The sequence below is a fragment of the Flavobacterium sp. LAR06 genome (assembly GCF_041946075.1).
Lineage (GTDB): Bacteria > Bacteroidota > Bacteroidia > Flavobacteriales > Flavobacteriaceae > Flavobacterium.
The window spans coordinates 353144-371384 of sequence record NZ_JAUTYT010000003.1; the positions used below are offsets into that span (position 1 = coordinate 353144).

Annotated in this window: 19 protein-coding genes; 10 read left to right on the plus strand and 9 right to left on the minus strand. The window is 35.2% G+C overall.

All coding sequences use genetic code 11. The features are described 5' to 3' along the window. The first annotated feature begins 62 nt into the window (after positions 1-62). Complete coding sequence (locus Q7C23_RS06505) at positions 63-629, plus strand: DUF417 family protein (RefSeq protein ID WP_375031739.1); 567 nt, start codon at positions 63-65, stop codon at positions 627-629. Positions 630-897: 268 nt separating this feature from the next. Here the strand turns inward: Q7C23_RS06505 and Q7C23_RS06510 are convergent, their stop codons facing one another. Then, positions 898-1251 carry a winged helix-turn-helix transcriptional regulator gene (locus tag Q7C23_RS06510; protein ID WP_375031740.1) on the minus strand — a complete coding sequence of 118 codons (354 nt, stop codon included), beginning with the start codon at positions 1249-1251 and terminating at the stop codon, positions 898-900. Positions 1252-1385: 134 nt separating this feature from the next. Between Q7C23_RS06510 and Q7C23_RS06515 the strand changes: the two genes are divergently transcribed. Both Q7C23_RS06515 and Q7C23_RS06520 read left to right on the plus strand, forming a co-directional pair. Continuing rightward, positions 1386-2168 (plus strand): SDR family oxidoreductase, encoded by a 783-nt coding sequence (locus Q7C23_RS06515; RefSeq protein ID WP_375031741.1) that lies wholly within the window; start codon positions 1386-1388, stop codon positions 2166-2168. A 20-nt stretch (positions 2169-2188) separates the two neighbouring features. Next, the gene (locus tag Q7C23_RS06520; RefSeq protein WP_375031742.1) at positions 2189-2512 is read left to right on the plus strand and encodes a nuclear transport factor 2 family protein; all 324 of its coding nucleotides are present in this window, start codon (positions 2189-2191) and stop codon (positions 2510-2512) included. A 226-nt stretch (positions 2513-2738) separates the two neighbouring features. Here the strand turns inward: Q7C23_RS06520 and Q7C23_RS06525 are convergent, their stop codons facing one another. Then, the gene (locus Q7C23_RS06525; RefSeq protein ID WP_375031743.1) at positions 2739-2861 is read right to left on the minus strand and encodes a transposase; all 123 of its coding nucleotides are present in this window, start codon (positions 2859-2861) and stop codon (positions 2739-2741) included. A 130-nt stretch (positions 2862-2991) separates the two neighbouring features. Here Q7C23_RS06525 and Q7C23_RS06530 point away from each other — a divergent pair, with 130 nt between their 5' ends. The 3 genes from Q7C23_RS06530 to Q7C23_RS06540 all read left to right on the plus strand — a co-directional run bounded on the left by Q7C23_RS06530 (position 2992) and on the right by Q7C23_RS06540 (position 5007). Further along, complete coding sequence (locus Q7C23_RS06530) at positions 2992-3573, plus strand: Crp/Fnr family transcriptional regulator (RefSeq protein ID WP_375031744.1); 582 nt, start codon at positions 2992-2994, stop codon at positions 3571-3573. Positions 3574-3661: 88 nt separating this feature from the next. Next, complete coding sequence (locus tag Q7C23_RS06535) at positions 3662-4552, plus strand: MBL fold metallo-hydrolase (protein WP_375031746.1); 891 nt, start codon at positions 3662-3664, stop codon at positions 4550-4552. A 65-nt stretch (positions 4553-4617) separates the two neighbouring features. Continuing rightward, the gene (locus Q7C23_RS06540; RefSeq protein ID WP_375031747.1) at positions 4618-5007 is read left to right on the plus strand and encodes a nuclear transport factor 2 family protein; all 390 of its coding nucleotides are present in this window, start codon (positions 4618-4620) and stop codon (positions 5005-5007) included. Positions 5008-5221: 214 nt separating this feature from the next. On the opposite strand, the gene Q7C23_RS06545 is transcribed toward Q7C23_RS06540, so the two are convergent. The 4 genes from Q7C23_RS06545 to Q7C23_RS06560 form a co-directional block, all read right to left on the minus strand. Beyond that, positions 5222-6304 (minus strand): alpha/beta hydrolase, encoded by a 1083-nt coding sequence (locus Q7C23_RS06545; RefSeq protein ID WP_375031748.1) that lies wholly within the window; start codon positions 6302-6304, stop codon positions 5222-5224. 12 nt (positions 6305-6316) lie between these two features. Beyond that, on the minus strand, positions 6317-6799 hold the full coding sequence (locus tag Q7C23_RS06550) for a cyclophilin-like fold protein (RefSeq protein ID WP_375031749.1): 483 nt from the start codon (positions 6797-6799) through the stop codon (positions 6317-6319). 11 nt (positions 6800-6810) lie between these two features. After that, on the minus strand, positions 6811-7407 hold the full coding sequence (locus Q7C23_RS06555) for a DapH/DapD/GlmU-related protein (protein WP_375031750.1): 597 nt from the start codon (positions 7405-7407) through the stop codon (positions 6811-6813). Positions 7408-7492: 85 nt separating this feature from the next. Continuing rightward, complete coding sequence (locus Q7C23_RS06560; RefSeq protein ID WP_375031751.1) at positions 7493-8371, minus strand: helix-turn-helix domain-containing protein; 879 nt, start codon at positions 8369-8371, stop codon at positions 7493-7495. A gap of 176 nt (positions 8372-8547) precedes the next feature. On the opposite strand from Q7C23_RS06560, the gene Q7C23_RS06565 reads away from it, so the two are divergent. Genes Q7C23_RS06565 through Q7C23_RS06580 form a run of 4 tightly spaced genes read left to right on the plus strand, consistent with a single transcriptional unit; the run spans position 8548 to position 14772 of the window. Next, positions 8548-9165: a TetR/AcrR family transcriptional regulator gene (locus Q7C23_RS06565; RefSeq protein WP_375031752.1), complete on the plus strand. Its 618-nt coding sequence runs from the start codon at positions 8548-8550 to the stop codon at positions 9163-9165. A 57-nt stretch (positions 9166-9222) separates the two neighbouring features. Next, a complete protein-coding gene (locus Q7C23_RS06570) occupies positions 9223-10557 on the plus strand; it encodes a TolC family protein (RefSeq protein ID WP_375031753.1) in 1335 nt (444 codons plus the stop codon). Between the two features lie 16 nt (positions 10558-10573). Continuing rightward, on the plus strand, positions 10574-11695 hold the full coding sequence (locus tag Q7C23_RS06575) for an efflux RND transporter periplasmic adaptor subunit (protein ID WP_375031754.1): 1122 nt from the start codon (positions 10574-10576) through the stop codon (positions 11693-11695). A gap of 8 nt (positions 11696-11703) precedes the next feature. Next, positions 11704-14772, plus strand: a complete 3069-nt coding sequence (locus tag Q7C23_RS06580) for an efflux RND transporter permease subunit (RefSeq protein ID WP_375031755.1) — start codon at positions 11704-11706, stop codon at positions 14770-14772. Positions 14773-15021: 249 nt separating this feature from the next. On the opposite strand, the gene Q7C23_RS06585 is transcribed toward Q7C23_RS06580, so the two are convergent. From Q7C23_RS06585 to Q7C23_RS06595, 3 genes are all read right to left on the minus strand, one after another. Then, positions 15022-16155: a DcaP family trimeric outer membrane transporter gene (locus Q7C23_RS06585; RefSeq protein WP_375031756.1), complete on the minus strand. Its 1134-nt coding sequence runs from the start codon at positions 16153-16155 to the stop codon at positions 15022-15024. A gap of 5 nt (positions 16156-16160) precedes the next feature. Beyond that, the gene (locus Q7C23_RS06590; RefSeq protein WP_375031757.1) at positions 16161-17051 is read right to left on the minus strand and encodes a carbonic anhydrase; all 891 of its coding nucleotides are present in this window, start codon (positions 17049-17051) and stop codon (positions 16161-16163) included. Positions 17052-17392: 341 nt separating this feature from the next. Continuing rightward, positions 17393-17935 carry a hypothetical protein gene (locus Q7C23_RS06595; protein ID WP_375031758.1) on the minus strand — a complete coding sequence of 181 codons (543 nt, stop codon included), beginning with the start codon at positions 17933-17935 and terminating at the stop codon, positions 17393-17395. Positions 17936-18241: the final 306 nt, after the last annotated feature.

The following is an 18241-nucleotide window of genomic DNA, read 5'->3' on the forward strand; positions in this document are numbered from 1 at the left end:
TAATTCTTATTTCAGCTATAAATTTGCCTTGTTAATTATGACAAAATTTAAAAAACAAAGCAATGAAAAATTCTCTTTTAAGCACAATAGCAAATCTTGATAAGCTGGGAAAAAATGCCATACGTGCTGGTATAGTAATCGTTTTTTTATGGATTGGCGGACTTAAATTTTTTACTTATGAAGCCGACGGTATTGTACCTTTTGTAGCAAACAGTCCTTTTATGTCTTTTTTTTATGATAATCCATCTGAGTATAAACAATACAGCAATAAGGAAGGGGAATTAATTACTAAAAATCATGAATGGAACATTCAAAACAATACGTATGCTTTTGCAAATGGCTTAGGAATTTTATTAATTGGTATTGCTTTCCTGGTTGCCATTCATAACTGGGCTCCTTTGGCAAGTATGTTTGGAAGTATAATGGTGTTTATTCTTACCATTGGTACACTTTCATTTTTAGTGACCACTCCTGAAAGCTGGGTGCCGCATTTGACAGATCAACAATATGGATTTCCTTATTTATCCGGACGTGGACGATTAGTACTAAAAGATGTTGTTATACTTGGAGCTTCATTAATTACAATGAGCCAGTCAGCATCACTTTATCTCAAAAGAAAAAATATATAAATTTGAGAATCAGAAAAATACTTCTCAAAATTATCAATTCAAAAAAAGCTATCAATCATTTATAATATAATGACTGATAGCTTTTTTGATAAACTTATATATGATTTAAAAATGTTATTGTCCAGGAAATATAAAAGATTTAGAAAATGTTATATCATTTCATCATTACTTAAATCTTCACCTCTCATATCTGTGATGATTAATTGATGCTCAACTGAAGTTAAAAGTTGATTTATTTCTTTTAAAAGATTCTTCAATAGTGGCCTTATTACAAACGTTTCAAAATTAGTGTGCGTAAACGTTCCTCATGCACATCTCCCCAATTTCCTATAACTGCAATTACAGGAATTAGTGTTTTTCCAAAATCTGTCAGGCTGTACTCAACTTTCGGAGGCACAACAGGATAAATAACCTTTGATACTAGTTCATGTTCTTCTAATTCCTTCAGCTGAATATTTAAAACCCTGCGTGAAGCATCAGGTATTTTACGCTGCAGCTCACTTGGTCTTTTATGTCCCTGATCGATAAACCAAAGTAAGCGTATCTTCCATTTACCATAAAGTACTTCACCTATTAGATCAAGTCCACAATTTAAGTTCGGGATTGTTTTTCTCTCATACATACTACAAAAGTAAACCTATCTGCCAATTCCTGCAATAGGGAAAAATTTATCCCTATCTGAATCGTAACTCCGTACTTGTAAGAAACTTACATACTTCAGAAATTTGTACCTAACAATTTTAAAACGAATATAAGATGGATTATCAAAACGAATTATCAGGTAAAATTGCCTTAGTAACGGGAGGTACAAAAGGAGCCGGAAAGGCAATTGCAGAAAGACTGTTGCAAGCGGGCGCAACAGTAATTATTACTGCCAGAAACGCAGCAGAAAAAGAAAACAACAAACTGCATTTTATTTCTTCTGATTTAAGTACAGCCAAAGGAGCAGAAAAAGTAGTTAATGAAGTTTTATCTACTTATGGGAGACTAGACATTCTTGTGAACAATCTTGGTTCTTCAACAACACCCGCCGGCGGCTTCAGTGCGTTAACTGACGAAGATTGGATATCAACCCTACAAGCTAATTTACTTGCTCCCGTCAGACTTGACAGGGGATTTTTACCGCAAATGATCGACCAGAAAAGTGGTGTTATTATTCACATCGCTTCCATCCAGGGTATATTACCACTATACGACTCTACTTTGCCTTACGCAGCTTCGAAAGCAGGATTGATCAATTACAGCAAAAGTTTATCGAAAGAAGTTACGCCAAAAGGTGTCCGAGTGCTAACTGTTTCCCCAGGATGGATAAATACAACAGCATCGATAGCTTGGTTGGGCGAGATCGCAAGAAATTCAAATAGCACTGTAGAAGAAGCTCAGCAAGGTGTCATGGACGCATTGGGTGGAATACCTTATGGCAGGCCTGCCGAACCGAAAGAAGTAGCCGAATTGGTTGGCTTTTTAGTTTCACCAAGAGCCAGTTACTTAACAGGAACAAACTTTGTCATTGACGGTGGAACGGTACCAACAATTTAAAAACTAAATACATCAAGATCATGGAATTACCACAAGTAGTAGAGCGTTTCATTGAAACGCAACACATTTTCGACAGCAAAGCTTTCGCGGAATGTTTCACCGAATCTGCCATCGTTCATGACGAGGGAAAAACCCATAATGGCAAAGAAGAAATTCAACAGTGGATCACCCATGCGATGGAGGAGTATAAATCTGCGCTGGAACCACTTAATTATGAGCAATCTGAATCAAAAGGTGTCCTCACAGCAAATGTTTCCGGCACGTTTCCCGGCGGCCCCGTCGTGTTGAAATTTCATTTTGATTTTAATAATGGACAAATTCAGCATTTAAAAGTAACAGATTAAAAGATAAAAGAGAATGTCTAATTAAAATGGCGCCAATTGTCTTCAATTGGCACCATTTTTTTTCATATTATCAAATAAGTAAGTTTGACTACTTTTTGCGGATCAGTTGCAAAAGTTAGCGATTAGGCAAAAAGAGGATCAAAACGAAAACCTGTTGAGTATAAAATTTAAGCATAAATATTGCTTAGCCTGAAAAGGAAAAAATCTAAATTTTTACACCTCTGAATTAAGATCTAAAAACTTTTATTTTTGCATTGAAAGATTCTGCCAAAGCATTTGTACTTCTGTTATCAGAATAATTTAAGATCGTTTGATAGTGATTCATAATTGCTCGGAGACTTAAAAACATAGAAATATTTTATGCAAAAACTCCCATATTCAATATAATTATCCTTTGAAAAGCTCAATAGCTTATTTAAATATTTATGTACCTTCGCTAAAGTAAAGAAATACTTAGCAGCACTTTTACGCACTGTTATATGAAAGCACTTTTAAAACAAAATATCGCTAAACATATTTCTCTTGCAGAAAATGAAATAGAAGATTTTTGCAATTTATTTGAGCAAAAGTTAATCCCAAAAAAAAACTTTTTACTCAGAGAAGGCGAGATTTGCAAATTTGAAGGTTTTGTTACCAAAGGACTTTTTCGGGTTTATCATATTGATAAAAATGGTTTTGAACAAATACTCTATTTTGCTATTGAAAATTGGTGGGTTACTGATATTGATAGTTTTACTACTGAAACCCCTTCACAACTTTTCATAGAAGCGCTCGAAGACAGCGAAGTGCTTGTAATTTCTAAAAAAGATAAGGAGTTTGCCTATGCTAATTTGCCTAAAATTGAAAAGCTATTTCGGGTAATGACACAAAAAACGCACGTTGCCCTTCAACGAAGAATGATAGATAACCTTAGTAAAACAGCCGAGTCCCGCTATGTAGAATTTACAGAAAAATACCCACAGCTTATACAACGGCTTTCTAACATACAGATAGCTGCCTATCTGGGAATTACCAATGTTTTTTTGAGTAATATTCGAAAGAAAATCGCTGTCAAAAAATAAATTTTTCCTTTTATTTATTAAACTAGTTTAATGTTTGAGATCGCATTACGTTCCATCTTTGCAGTGTTAATTTAAACCAGCATAAGCAATGAAACAAACTATCTCGAGAGTATTTATAACAATTTTAATTTTATTTAATATGGAATCACAAGCACAAGGTTTTAAAACAATTGAAACTAAAGATTTAAAACTTCAGGTTTACAACGCATCAGAAAACAGTTTTGGTGTAGCATCGGTAATCGTTTCCGGAAAGACAGATGCAATTTTGATTGACGCTCAATTTACTTTGGCGGATGCCGAAAAAGTAGCGCAGGAGATTAAAACAAGTGGTAAAAAATTAACCACCATCTTTGTTTCTCACGCAGATCCTGATTACTATTTTGGATTGGAAATATTTAAAAAATATTTCCCGGATGTAGTTGCTTATGCATCACCTGCTTCTGTAGAAGCAATTAAAGCTACAGCACAAAAAAAATTAGACGTTTGGGGCGAACGATTAGGTAAAGCTATTACGTCAAATGTTGTTTTGCCGCAGGTTTTAAAAGGAAACAGCATTGAACTGGAAGGTCAGAAATTAGAAATCATTGGTTTGGAAGACTTTCCGAATAAAACTTTTGTATGGATTCCTTCTATCAAAGCAGTTGTAGGCGGAATTAATGTTTTTGGAACTAGTTTCCATCTTTGGATGGCGGATGCTCAAACTGCTGAAGCCCGCAAAAACTGGATTGCCGTATTAGATAAAATCTCGGCTTTAAAACCTGAAATTGTAATTCCGGCTCATGCCAATTCCAATTCTCCATTTGATATCGCTGCTGTAAATCACACCAAAAGTTACATTCAATTCTACGAAGAGGCTTTGAAAACCAATAAAACATCAGAAGCTTTAATTACGGCTTTGAAAACAAAATATCCAACACTTACTTTTGATACTGCCTTAATGATTGGTGCAAAAGTAAATACTGGAGAAATGAAATGGTAAAATCAATCATTTACAGCCTGACGGCACTCTTTGTATTGTCAGGCTGTTCTTTAAACAAAAAGACAATGACAAATCTTGAAATAGTTAAAAGCACTTACGAAGGCAAAACTTCGGAAGAAAATGGTCGAAATTTGGCTAAATATGTTGTCGAAGATATTTCGTGGACAGAAGCTAAAGGTTTTCCGTATGCAGGAACTTACATTGGTTTAGAAAATGTAACTCAAAATATCTTTAGCCGATTAGGAAGCGAATGGATTGATTACAAATTTACTCCTGAAGATTACGTTGCCAGCGATGATAAAGTAGTCGCTTACGGAACTTACACGGGAACCTATAAAATTACAGGTAAATCATTCGCCGCCAGAGTGGCTCACATTTGGAAACTGAAAGATCGTAAAATTATTAGTTTTGAACAGTTTGTAGATAGCCAGTCTGTAAATGATGCTTTGAAATAAAGTCTTTTTTTACCTTGAATTCTGTTAATGAATTATCAAACTAATGCACAAAAATTAATAGTCTATATCAGCCAATATGCTAACCTTACACAAAAATGAAGAGCGAGCCCTAATTGTTTAGCCAAAATAGAAAATAAGGAACAAAACAAACACTAATTTTAGTTTTAAAGATAGAAACCGTTGATGACTATCAACGGTTTTTTTGATCTGATTTTTATTTCAAATATTTTTTAAAAAAATCATCTAATTTATCAAAAGGAATCACATCCACTTTATCATACAAATCAACGTGAACTGCATTAGGGATAATTATTAATTGTTTTGGTTCATTTGCCACTTTAAAAATATCTTCACTAAAATATCTTGAGTGCGCCTTTTCTCCAGCGATTAAAAGCATTGGTCGTGGGGAAATTTCTTTTACATAAGCTAATATTGGCATATTCATAAAAGAGATCGGATTGGTTACCAACCAAGCTCCATTTGAGTTCACAGAATTAGCTTGAAAACCACGGGGCGTTCTGTAATAATCAAAATATTCTTTTACAAATTGTGGCTCATCGCCTTTCAATTTTTCCGGCAAATTCCTTGGACCATCTGCTGGCTTTCCTTTTTCGGCATCTTTCCAACGTTGCTGACCTAAATCCTCTAATGTTTTGGTTCTTTGTTCCAGAGTTACTGAATCATTATATCCTTTTGACATTACTCTGGTCATATCATACAAACTTGTCACAGCAACGGCTTTTACTCGTTTATCAATAGCAGCAGCATTTAAAGCAAAACCGCCAAAACCACAAATCCCGATGATGCCAATTTTATTACTAGCAACCTTCTTTTGTAATCCTAAAAAATCAACCGCAGCGCTGAAATCTTCTGTATTGATTTCCGGAGAAGCTAGATTTCGTGGTTCGCCTCCGCTTTCTCCTGTATAAGATGGATCAAAAGCCAAAGCTATAAAACCGCGTTCTGCCATTTGGTTGGCATATAATCCTGATGATTGTTGTTTCACCGCTCCAAAGGGTCCGCTGATGGCTAATGCAGACAAGATTTCGTTTCCTGTATTTTTCGGAAGGTATAAATCTCCGCTTAAAATAATGCCGTAACGATTTTTGAAGCTCACTTTTTGACGTATTACTTTCTCACTAAGTTGAAATGTATAATGTTCTTTTGATGTATTCATTTTTTCTAAATTTGATTCTACTTTTTGTGCAGATACTTGCCCTGTTATCAGGAATAATATTGCGATTGCGAATGTTTTTTTCATTTTCTTTTGAATTGCTTTCCATTTTATATTTTTCATAATGATTTGATTTTAATTGTTTTCAAATTTCACAACTACATTTCCAGCACCCATTGCAGTAGCAAGTCCCGTTGGATTATCGATATACCCAAGTTTTGTATACCGATAGGAAGTGTTGAAGCTTTTATAAAAAAGCACCAGCACATTGTTCCCATAAAGCATTAAATCACCTGCTTTGATATCTCCTCCAACTGAAGTATTTACTAGAAACGGACCAGGAAAATCATAGTACTTTTCATTACCATTCAGCTCGGTCATATTTAGGGTCAGCGGGAGCATTGCTTTCAATTCTGCTGCACTTGGGTTGTTATACAATGTTGCCGTAAAAACTGTTGTACCAATTGTAATTTTCATCTTAGTTGTTGAAATAGTATCGTTATTTCCATTCTCATTATTTTCTCTTGGTGCTCTTTCGTTATCATTGCTGCAACTTGCACTACAAAAAGAAAAAGCAAAAAGCATAGCGATAACCGTCACTAAAGATTTTAACTTCATAATTATCTCTTTTAAGGTTGAACATTTTTAATGAACTTTGCAGGAATTCCGCCAACAATGGTATTATCGGGAACATCTTTAGAAACTACTGCTCCTGCTGCGACAACTGCATTTTCTCCAATTGTTACGCCGGGCAAAATCGTGGCATTGGCACCAATCCATGCATTTTTTTTGATGAGAATTGGTTTACCTGTTAATCCTTTTCTTTCCTCAGGATTTAGCGGATGATTTTCGGTAATGAGACTGACTTTTGGTCCAATTAAAACATCGTCTTCAATGGTAATTCCGCCTAATGCCAAAAAGGTGCAGTCAAAATTGATAAATACGTTTTTACCAATTGTAATGTGTTTTCCACAATTGATATAAAGAGGTGTAAATACAGTAACATCCTGAAGTTCTTTATCTAAGATTCTGCTTAGTATCTGCGTGATTTCTTCAGGATTTACAGCATTATTCATCTGATTAAGTAATGCTTTCACAGCGAATGCTTCGGCTCTCAATCTGCCTATTTGCGAATCATTTGGAAATATAGTTTCACCGATTAAAAGTCTCTCAAAAATATCTTTTTGAAATGGTGCGGCATCGAAAATAGGGTTTGTATCTGACATACTATTTGAATTAAATAACCAGATACAAAGGTAAAGCTACCTTAAAGTAAGGCAGTAACGATTATCAAACCAAAGATTAAGAAATTCAAACTTCCGATTGACGAAATGCAGAAGGATTGGTGCCGGTATTCTTTTTGAAGAAATTATTAAAGTAGGTTGGATAGTCAAACCCAAGTGCATAGCCAATTTCAGAAACACTCCAATCAGTATGGAGCAATAGCGCTTTGGCTTCTGTGATAATCCGCTCAGTAATATGAGTCGTTGTCGATTTTCCTGTAACTTCTTTTACCGCTCGATTCAGGTAATTGACATGCACATTCAAATGTTGTGCATAATGTTGTGCTGTTCTTATTTGAAGTGGATTAGAAGTAGTTTCAATTGGAAATTGTCTTTCCAATAATTCCAAAAATACAGATGACAATCTGGTAGAGGCATTCTTATTTTGTTCGAAATTATCGGAAGGTTCCATCTTTAAAGATTCATGGATAATAAGACTGATGTAATTGCGAATCAGCTCATCTTTAAAAACATAATCACTTTCCTGTTCTGTAATCATTTTATGAAAAATAGTATTGAGAAAACCTCTTTGCTCTTCTGTGATTTTCAAAACAGGTGTTCCGCCAATTTTAAAAAAAGACGATTGCTGCAGGCTTTCGGAACGCTCGGCGTTTTTAAAAAACTCTTCTGAAAATAAAATAGTATAACCAGTATAAGTTGTAGAAATAGTTTCCCATGAGTATGGAATGTGCGGATTTCCAAAAAAGAGAATCGTACCTTCCTGCTCATAGGTTTTATCAGAATAATGAATCTTACTTTTACCAGTTGTCAGACAGATTTTATAAAACTCCTTTCTGCTGTACGTTCTGGTTTCGGCACCATCATCTTCTATCTGAAATGCCTTAAATCCCTGCAGTTTCAGTTCATTATTAAACATGGAAACTTCTCTTACTATCTTCTCTTTCATTATGCAAAGTTAAGAAATTCAAACTTGTCTTAGATCTTAATTCTTACTCTTTTTCAAAGCAAATAATTAAATCATTTAGAAGAAAAGGAGAAACAAAAATGATCAAAAAGCAAGCGAATTTAAAATTATTATTAAAAAAATGAACACTGTTCAAAAAATATACATACCTTTGCAGCATGAGTACAGCAGAAAGAAAAGCACGTGAAAAAGAAGCCTTAAAAATGCTGATCCTAAAAGGAGCCAAAAAACTCTTTTTAGAGAGAGGTATTGAACAGACTACGATTCGAAACATTGCTGATGAAATTGACTACAGCGTTGGAACTGTGTATGTTTACTTTAAAGATAAGAATGCCATTCTTCACGACCTCCACTCTATTGGTTTTCAGGAGTTAGGTGGCTATTTTATCGAATTGTTTGCTATTAAAGATCCAATGGAGCGTCTTCGAAAAATGGGATTTACCTATTTGAAATTTGCGATGGAAAATTCTGAAATGTACGATCTGATGTTTATCGTTAAAGCACCAATGGAATTTATTGAAAGCACTGAAAAAGTCGCATGGAACGAAGGAATGGATACTTTTAATGCGCTAAAGAAAACTGTCGAAGAATGCATGAATGAAGGACATTTTGAAGGACATTCATTAGAAGCTTTATCTTTTATGATTTGGAGTTTAGTACATGGAATGTGCTGTCTGGAAATACGCCAGAGAACAAAAGGTGTAAAATTTTCTAATCCAGATACAATCCTTTCTGAGGGATACAACGAATATTTAAAAATAATAAAGAAACTTTAAACTTTTTTTTGATCAAAAAAATGAACAATGTTCAATTTAAAAACAATGTACAATAAAATGAAAAAAGCAATTACATTTACCATTCTTTGTTTTGGATTTATAGCATATTCCCAAAACAAACTCGATAATTACATCCAGATTGGATTAAAAAACAACGAGGTAATCAAACAGCACAACTTCGACATTAACAAAAGTATGTACGCCCTTCAAGAAGCCCGTTCCCTGTTCTACCCTACTGTATCTTTAAATGCCAATTATACTAAGGCCGATGGAGGTAGAACAATTGATATTCCAATTGGAGATATGCTAAATCCTGTATACAGCACACTCAATCAAATAACCAATTCGAATGCTTTCCCTTCTCTGCAGAACCAGTCGGTTCTGATTAATCCCGATAATTTCTATGACGCTAAAATTCACACGACAATGCCATTGCTGAACTATGAAATCATCTATAACAAGAGAATAAAAAGCCAGCAGACTTCTTTACAAAAAATAGAGCTTGAAATCTATCAAAGGGAGCTGGTTAAAGAAATAAAAACGGCATACTATAAATACCTGCAGTCAATTGAAGGAATTAATATTTATAGAGATGCCTTAGCATTGGTAAAAGAAAATCAAAGGGTTAACCAGTCCTTATTTAAAAATGACAAGATAAACCGTACGGCAGTTCTTAGAAGTGATAATGAAGTAATTCGTATTGAGGCAAATCTGGAAACAGCCAATCAAGTTAGCAATACCGCTAAAACATATTTTAATTTTCTAATTAATCAAAAGCTTGACAGCGAAATTGAGATTGATTTGGATAAAGAAAGCCTGCCAAGTGCACTGGTACCGGAAAACACCTCAGGCAGAGAAGAACTTTCAAAGCTTACGATGGCAAAAGATATAAATGAAAATATAAGTAAGCTTACCCAATCGTATTGGTACCCAAAATTGAGCGGATTTGCCGATTTTGGATTTCAGGACTTTGATTTTGAAGTGAATAAACAATCACGATACTATTTTGCCGGTGCCGCCTTAGAATGGACTATTTTCTCAGGCAACAAAAATAAATACAGGCTCAAACAGGTTCAGGAAGACAATAAAAAAATAAACTCACAGACTGATAATGTAAAACAGCAGCTGCTGCTCCAGTTTCAGGTTACCCGAAATAATTTAATCTCCGCTTTGGAACAATTTAATGCCGCTAAAAATCAAAAAGCAGCGGCCCAAAAATACAATGAGGACATAACCAAATTATATAAAGAAGGACAAGCCATTTACATTGAACTTCTGGATGCACAGAATCAATGGGTAAATGCACAGCTTAATACTAATATATCTCTTTATAATTCCTGGATTGCCTATGCAGAATTAGAAAGAGCCAATGCCACTTTTACTTTAAAATAATCCAAAAACAATACTGATGAAATCGAAAATTATTGCATCCCTTCGCCTTTCAGGCTCGGGTCACGAACACAAAAAAAATTATTTTACGCTTGTGAGTAAAAAATCAATAGCAATATGTCTTTTTGCCTTTCCTGTTTTTTATGCATGTAAAGAAGATAAAAAAGAGCATAATCAATTTGAAACTGCTGATATTGTATCCATTAAAACAGCACCGGCAGGATCCTTGGCACTTACAAGTAATATAAGCGCTTCTGGTTTGGTCACAACAGAAAATGCTGCCCATTACAGCTTTAAAATTGGCGGTTTAGTAAAGCATATTTATGTCGAGGAAGGGCATTTTTTTAAGAAAGGACAGCTTTTAGCCGCATTAGATGAAACCGAAATCAGTGCGGGTTTAAACCAGACCGATTTAAACGTAAAAAAATACGAGAGGGATTATACGCGCGCCAATAATCTCTATAAAGACAGCGTATATACTTTAGAGCAGCTTCAAAATACAAAAACCGGCCTGGACATTGCCAGAAAACAAAAAGATGCCGTTGCTTTTAATGCCCGTTATGCCAAGATATATGCGGCGGCAGATGGCTTCGTATCTCAAAAAATAGCCAATGAAGGCGAAGTTGTCGGGCCAGGTTCTCCGATCTTAGCTATAAATGAAACATCCCACAACAATAATTACCTGTTAAAAGTTGGACTGACAGATAAAGAATGGGCATCTGTTAAAATGGGCCAGAAAGCATCCGTTACCCTGGATGGTTATCCTGATAAAAAATTTGACGCCGTGGTTTTTCGAAAATCGCAGTCTGCTGATGCGGCCCTGGGGTCCTTTCAGGTGGAATTAAAACTAGATATGAAAAATAGCAAACCTGCAGTGGGTATGTTTGGGAAAGCCGAAATACATGCTGATACAGCCCAGGATTTGATCACGATCCCTTATGATGCACTTATTGAAGCAGACGGTAATAAGGCTTTTGTTTTTTTAGTTGAAAATAACAAAGTGAGAAGACAGTCCGTGACCATTTACAAATTTGAAAACAAAATCGTCTACATCAAAGACGGCCTTGAGAAAACAGATCAGATAGTGATCTCGAACAGCGCCTATTTGAACGAAGAATCAAAGATTAAGATCATTAAATAATAAGCACCATGAAGATAACAAACTTTGCCGTTAAAAACTATCAGTTCACACTGATTATATTTCTTCTTGTGTCTGTTGTAGGGTATCTGACCCTGTTTTCAATGCCGCGATCAGAAGATCCTTCTACTCACCCTCCCCAATATCTGATTACGGTTATTTATCCCGGAACCAGTCCAAAGGATATGGAAGAACAGGTAGTAAAACCTATTGAGAATAAAATTTACGGGCTGGAGAACATCGATAAAATCCTCACTACTGTCGAAGATGGCGTAGCTGCATTTCAGGTAAAATTTAAATATGGGGTTGATGTAGATAATAAGTACCAGGAAATTTCTACTGAAATGAATGCGCTGCAGGCCAGCGAACTTCCCAAAGATATTTACCTGATAAAAACCGAGAAAATTGCTTCATCAGATGTAAAAATTCTTCAGGTGGCCTTAATTTCAGAAAATGCATCAGATAAAAAACTGCGTGATGCAGCAGATGAATTGAAGACAAGACTGGAAAAAATTACCAATCTTAAAGACGTAAAATATGCAGGAATACCGGAACAGGAAATTAGAATTGATCTGCACCTGGATAAGCTAGCACAATTAAAAATTCCATTAAACCTGGTGATGGGGAGTCTTCAGAGTGAGGCTGCCGATATTCCCGGAGGAAGCATCAATCTTGACAGTAAGGTGTTTAATGTAAAGACAAGCGGTAAATTTAAAAATGCCGATGATGTTGCCAATACTGTTATCTACAATGCAAATGGTAAAATAATCTATATGAAGGATGTCGCCGAAGTAGGTTACAAATCTGAAACAGTAGATCATATTACCCGCATAAACGGTCATCGCTGTGTTTTAGTTACCGTAGGTATGAAAGATAACGTAAACATAACTGATGTCCAAAAAGAATTTTTACCAATAGTAGAGGAATTCTCTAAAGATCTGCCTCAAAATATAAAGCTGGTTAAAAGCTTTGACCAGGCCAATATGGTATCGCAGCGTCTGGGGCATTTGGGCTTTGATTTCACCCTTGCAATCGTTTTGGTTATCATAACACTTTTACCATTAGGGTCAAGAGCTTCCTTAATTGTTATGATATCCATACCGCTCTCACTTGCCTTAGGACTCATTGTAATGAATGCATTCGGTTATTCCTTAAATCAATTAAGCATTGTAGGTTTGGTGGTGGCTTTAGGACTTCTGGTGGATGACAGTATTGTGGTCGTCGAAAACATCGAGCGCTGGCTTCGGGAAGGTCATTCTAAAATGGATGCTGTTTTAAAAGGCACCAAACAAATAGGCCTTGCTGTTGTAGGCTGTACAGCCACTCTTGTTATTGCTTTTTTACCGCTGGCGTTCCTTCCTGATGTGTCAGGTGAATTTATAAGAAGTCTTCCTATGGCAATTATTACAAGTGTACTGGCGTCAATGATTGTAGCAATGACATTAGTTCCGTTTCTGGGAAGCCGATTTTTAAAAACGCACGAACATGGTGAAGGGAATGTTTTTCTTCAGTATCTGCAAAAATTCCTAACACGATCTTACAGCAGGATTATGCCTAAGGCATTGCAATTCCCAAAAACAACAATTGCTATATCCGTAGCATTAAGCATAACCGCTTTTGGGCTTTTTAAGGCTACCGGATTTAAGTTATTCCCAACTTCAGAAAAACCAATGTTTCTCATTAATATAAAAATGCCGCTTCAGGCCAATCTGACAGAAAGCGACAGGGTAACAAAACTAATTGAAGCTGAACTGAAAAACCATAAAGAAATTGTCTTTTATACTGCAAATGTCGGCAAGGGAAACCCACAGATCTATTATAATGTACACCCGCAGGACAGAAAACCTGATTTTGCACAGATTTTTGTGCAGCTGGAAGATGAGGCAAAACCTACCGAAAAAACAGCTTTGATTGAAAGACTCCGTGAAAAATTCAAGACAATGCCTTATGCTAAAATCGAAGTTAAAGATTTTGAGCAGGGAACGCCTCTCGAGGCCAACATTGTAGTGAGGCTCTTTGGAGAAGATCCGGCTGTTCTTCGCAAACTTTCTTCTCAAGTTGAAACTATATTGCGCAATCAGAAAGGAACAGTTTATATCAACAATGAACTAAACACTTACAAAACAGATGTCAAAGTAAAAATTAATAAAGAAAAAGCACGAACATTAGGCGTAATGACAAGTGAGGCAGATAAAGTGGTACGTCTTGCTGTAGCCGGATTAACTGTTGGGGATTACATCGATGACAGAGGTGATGCCAGAAATGTTACACTTACACTGCCCAGAGATAAATTTTCTAATCTGGACGCTTTAAAAAATCTGTATGTAAATAATATTCAGGGAACGCCAATTGCATTGAACCAAATTGCAGACATCTCTTTTGAAACTTCGCCAACGGCAATAAATCATTTCAATAAATCCCGTTTTGCCAAGGTTACAGCGTTGTCAGACAAAGGTTATTATGCTAATGATTTATTAACAGAGATTATCCCAAAACTTGATAGACTTAAAATGCCAAAAGGGTATTATTATAAATTGTCCGGTGAAAAAGAGTCCGAAGGTGATGCACTTGGTGGGAATTTCCTTTCGGTAATTATTCTGAGTACATTCCTTTTCATTGCTGTACTGCTATTGCAATTCAAAACATTCAAAGGAATCATTATTGTACTTTCCATTATTCCATTAGGGATTTTAGGAGGGGTTGTATTACTGCTTATTAACGGAAGTCCGATGTCTCTGGTGGCTATTATCGGTTTTATTGGTCTGTCGGGTATTCAGGTTAAAAATTCACTGCTGCTGGTCGATTTTACCAATCAGCTCAGACAGGAAGGGCACTCCATAGATGAGGCAATTGCTATTGCCGGAGAAACACGCTTTCTACCGGTAGTGCTGACTTCGATAACGGCAATCTGCGGTCTTATTCCCTTAGCTTTGAATTCCAATCCTTTAATTGCACCACTGGCGATTGTTCTTATCGGCGGACTGATAAGTTCGACCATTCTGTCCAGAATTGTAACCCCTGTGATGTACAAATTGATGCCTCCAAGTATAGAAATTGATAATAAAGAAACACTAAACTAAACTGAAATCAATACATTTAAAAAGGAAAGACCATTTTATATCAATCCCCAACAGGACAGCCAAACCAAAATCCTGAAGACATATAATGCTCGCGCCTAAATGTAGTATGACAATCTCTTCAAATCGTCCCTAAATTTTATAGAAATTTGTCCTGTTCCCTTCACCACAGCCAAATGGCGTCAATTGAAGACAATTGACGCCATTTTTACATCCTTATTAATAAATTAAGTTGTACTGTTCAAACCGTCACTAATTGAATGCATACTTTACACTAAATTGAATTCTGTTTGCCTTACCGGTTGAATTGTCATTATCTTCCCGGGTGCCATGCAAATATTCTATTCCTGTCAATGCATTTTTTATGAATTTCCATTGCAGGTCTACAGCTACATAATTTAGTTTATGTAAGCTATTGACAGCCTGACCCGCAGTGTTATCCACTGCTCCCTGATTGTATACTGCGCATGAAAATAACGAAGGTGACCAATCGTGCTGGAGACCTAGTGTAAAACCATGGTCATCCAGAGCCTTAAGCTTACCCGTTTCATCTAAACCCGCGGATAGACCACCTCTCATCCTGCCTAAACCGGGGCCTATTAATCCCTGATAAATAAATTTATCATTTTTTGAAAAGTTTACTTGGCCTGAAAGATTAAAACCATATAATGCAAGATCGTCTTTCCCTCCAGCAGTATAACGATATCGAAGTTTTGCTATAAAACCAGATAACTGAATATGCACCCATTCTTTACTAAATCTATAACGTGCGGTTAAATCTGGTAATGGACTTTCAAATGTACCTGGTTGCGAGGGAATCTGTGCTAGTGCACTGGGTTCTTCAATGGCTAATGAAAAATACGAATTTTTAGAAATGGTAAACTTATAACGTAACATTGCATGTCTTGCAAATGCATATGCAGAAGGCTTTTCAAAGTCTAATGTATTTGGAATGATGTTTTCATCCATAAAATTTGACCAGGTTTGTCCAGCCAGCCACCCTCTAATTTCTATATACGCATGACGTAATCTAAATACACTGCTCGTACCATAGAAATCTCCTTCAATGAAAGCTTTCAGTTCTCCTATTTTAGTTGGAACCCTAAAGTCTAAATTTATTCGGGATTCTTTTGCTAACATATGAGTACTCTCTCCCTCTGAATTATCTGTCGGAATTTTAGAAACATCAAAAAAATCGGGTGATGCAATTGGATCAAAATCATGTATAAGGTCAAATTTCACATAACCGCCAACTTTAAATCGAGTTTCTGTTTTTGGTATTTTCCACCAACCAGGTTCTAATTCTGCAGTATCATTAGCAGTTTGTGCTTTGATTGAGGTCGATACTACAGAAAAGAAAAATAAGTAAATATAAAAGTTCTTCATATTGTTTACCCTTTAGTAGTTCCTGAAAAATTATCCAAAGCTACTTTACGGTCATATAATTTTTGAACTGGACGATTATTTTTGCCAATTCGAGAAGAAAATGCTTTTATTTCTTCAGCTGTTAAGGATATCATATCTTCCATTATTACCCACTGAACATCCTCTGTACATGGTGGTGTAGTCAAAGAACCGATATAATGATAAGCTGAAATATTTTTTGGAAAATGCGTTGTTAAATCTATTTTCGAATTTTTAACATCCTTTGATTCCCCTTTGGAACTTGGTAAATTCGTAATAATATTTTCGAAGTTTTTATTTTTTGCTTTTCCTTCCTTGACTAAAATACTCACAACTGCTAAACTGCCATCTTCACTTTGATGCACCATATGCATTTCCATTGGTAAATGTTTTCCATCAATAGTATGCTCACTAGGTGTGTGAAAATGAAATTGTTTTAGATTATAAGCTTTTTGTCCAAAAGTAAAAACACTTCCGCCTTCAACTGTAACCTGAATGGTATGCCCGTTATCAACAATATTATCCATATTATTGTTATGGGCAATTGTAAATGATTCGGAAGGAACATATGCAAAATTCAAATTGGCTCCTGTTTTTAATTTGGTTTTTTGTATGTCAATTGGAGATTGGCTGTGCCCGCTTCCACATGTTGCATAAACCGGACTTAGGCTACCCCATTTATCAGGACCATTTTCTTCGTAGCCCCATTCTACCGGACGTGCACTTTTGGGAGCAACCGCAACCTGCGAAGTCGAGTCCATCGCTGTTTCATCTGTCGTGTCATTCTGTTCTTTGGCCTTTTTTTCACATGAAATAAGCATGATGATAATACTTAATAAAAAAAACTTTGCAATAAATGTTGTTTTAGTTGTTCTCATATTTATTAAATTTATGGGTTACCATTCAAACTAATTTTAAGAAATTGAATTTTTAAACAACATGTATTCTTTCTTAGAACTAGGCAATTAAAAACATAAAGAGTAGGTTTGAAATAAATAAATCATTGATTTATTTATCATTTATAAGGCGTTCAATATAAACAAATAAAAAACACAATAAGTAAGTATTAATTTCCAATACATTTACCCTTGTAATTACACGAATTAATTCATAATACGCTTTTCTCGACATTTTTATTAAATTTCTATAAATGTGTAGTTTGAAAAATATTCAAAATGTCGCTTCAATACGTTCTTCAGAATTACGCTACGCAATATTGTCATTCTCTTAATGTTGTGAATTTATGTATTTCTTCTAACGGAGTTTTAAACAAGAGCGTTTTAATTTCATTATGTTTAAGATATTGCTGCAAAATAGAAAAAACATTGAACCAAAATAGTGACACAGCAATTATTAGCGTCGATGCCCATATTTTATAAATATCCCGGTGCTGAAAAATATGTTCAAGAGCAGACCAAAAACCACTGTATTCATCTCGCGCCTCAAATGCCTTTTCAAGCAGCAAAACAGTAAGGGCAGCCAAAGTGTACAGAAATGTACGTACTGCTATATCAACAATTGGAGGGTACTTTTTGATCCATTCAAATTCGATATATTGCATAATAAGCACCACTTTAGCCATAATCAAAGCACCAATAAGTGCAGTTGACAAACCCACAAAATGTATTTGGTAATCAATTAAAATTAATTTTTTTAATATCATTAATAATACAAACCACACTGCAAAGTACAGTGTTGTCAATACAATAGATAAAAGTTCATTTCCAGCTTTTTTGGTTATGGTCTTAATTTTCTCCTTCATATTTATTGAATTAATTATTTTTAAGTACCATATTCTACTGAAGTCAAAAAAGTGATCGATTAACTGGCTTTTACAACATTTAAAAGTAAGTATATATAAAACTATATAATGAACTGAATTGAACAAGTTTGGTTTCAAATTATAATTTGCAACCATTTATTTTACAGTTTGCATTTTATTGCTTTGTTAATCTCTACTTTTATTTGATTATTTCATACCCCATTCTTTCAGCTTTAAATACTCAATTGCAATTTACAATACAAATGATTGATTTTATGTGTTTTACAACATTATTAGTTAATTATT

Coding starts and splice junctions, on each gene's coding strand:
- Q7C23_RS06560 (WP_375031751.1), bottom strand. CDS start 8,371: ATGAAAGAGAAGATAGTAAGAGAAGTTTCCATGTTTAATAATGAACTG.
- Q7C23_RS06580 (WP_375031755.1), top strand. CDS start 11,704: ATGAAGATAACAAACTTTGCCGTTAAAAACTATCAGTTCACACTGATT.
- Q7C23_RS06555 (WP_375031750.1), bottom strand. CDS start 7,407: ATGTCAGATACAAACCCTATTTTCGATGCCGCACCATTTCAAAAAGAT.
- Q7C23_RS06540 (WP_375031747.1), top strand. CDS start 4,618: ATGACAAATCTTGAAATAGTTAAAAGCACTTACGAAGGCAAAACTTCG.
- Q7C23_RS06515 (WP_375031741.1), top strand. CDS start 1,386: ATGGATTATCAAAACGAATTATCAGGTAAAATTGCCTTAGTAACGGGA.
- Q7C23_RS06590 (WP_375031757.1), bottom strand. CDS start 17,051: ATGAGAACAACTAAAACAACATTTATTGCAAAGTTTTTTTTATTAAGT.
- Q7C23_RS06525 (WP_375031743.1), bottom strand. CDS start 2,861: ATGTTTTTAAGTCTCCGAGCAATTATGAATCACTATCAAACGATCTTA.
- Q7C23_RS06530 (WP_375031744.1), top strand. CDS start 2,992: ATGAAAGCACTTTTAAAACAAAATATCGCTAAACATATTTCTCTTGCA.
- Q7C23_RS06550 (WP_375031749.1), bottom strand. CDS start 6,799: ATGAAGTTAAAATCTTTAGTGACGGTTATCGCTATGCTTTTTGCTTTT.
- Q7C23_RS06545 (WP_375031748.1), bottom strand. CDS start 6,304: ATGAAAAATATAAAATGGAAAGCAATTCAAAAGAAAATGAAAAAAACA.
- Q7C23_RS06585 (WP_375031756.1), bottom strand. CDS start 16,155: ATGAAGAACTTTTATATTTACTTATTTTTCTTTTCTGTAGTATCGACC.
- Q7C23_RS06510 (WP_375031740.1), bottom strand. CDS start 1,251: ATGTATGAGAGAAAAACAATCCCGAACTTAAATTGTGGACTTGATCTA.
- Q7C23_RS06565 (WP_375031752.1), top strand. CDS start 8,548: ATGAGTACAGCAGAAAGAAAAGCACGTGAAAAAGAAGCCTTAAAAATG.
- Q7C23_RS06505 (WP_375031739.1), top strand. CDS start 63: ATGAAAAATTCTCTTTTAAGCACAATAGCAAATCTTGATAAGCTGGGA.
- Q7C23_RS06535 (WP_375031746.1), top strand. CDS start 3,662: ATGAAACAAACTATCTCGAGAGTATTTATAACAATTTTAATTTTATTT.
- Q7C23_RS06520 (WP_375031742.1), top strand. CDS start 2,189: ATGGAATTACCACAAGTAGTAGAGCGTTTCATTGAAACGCAACACATT.
- Q7C23_RS06575 (WP_375031754.1), top strand. CDS start 10,574: ATGAAATCGAAAATTATTGCATCCCTTCGCCTTTCAGGCTCGGGTCAC.
- Q7C23_RS06570 (WP_375031753.1), top strand. CDS start 9,223: ATGAAAAAAGCAATTACATTTACCATTCTTTGTTTTGGATTTATAGCA.
- Q7C23_RS06595 (WP_375031758.1), bottom strand. CDS start 17,935: ATGAAGGAGAAAATTAAGACCATAACCAAAAAAGCTGGAAATGAACTT.